Raw genomic sequence first — 287 nt, 5'->3', positions numbered from 1 at the left:
GCGCGCCATTCGCCAAGGCTTTCCACGGTCCGGCTTCCAAAGATCGCGAAGGCGCGATACGACCGCGCGATGCCGACCATTTCGACTCCTTCCGGTCCTGTGGAACTGACCGAAAAGCAGTTCGATGCGCTCGATCTGGCCGCGCGCCATTTGAATACCAAACAGATCGCTCGCGACCTAGATATCTCGCCGCGCACCGTTCAGGCGCATCTCGATGCGGCGCGCCAGCGGCTCGGCGTGGCGACACGCGTCGAGGCGGTTCAACTCCTCCTCGACACACCGTCTGC

1 protein-coding gene is annotated in these 287 nt (G+C 63.4%); it reads left to right on the top strand.

Features of this window, described 5'->3' with window-relative positions:
• Positions 1–69: 69 nt before the first annotated feature.
• On the top strand, positions 70–287 hold a 218-nt coding region (locus A3736_RS06220; protein WP_197465517.1), incomplete at its 3' end, for a response regulator transcription factor.

The sequence above is a fragment of the Erythrobacter sp. HI0063 genome, assembly GCF_001635685.1.
Lineage (GTDB): Bacteria > Pseudomonadota > Alphaproteobacteria > Sphingomonadales > Sphingomonadaceae > Qipengyuania.
This window is presented reverse-complemented; position numbering and strand designations above follow the sequence as displayed.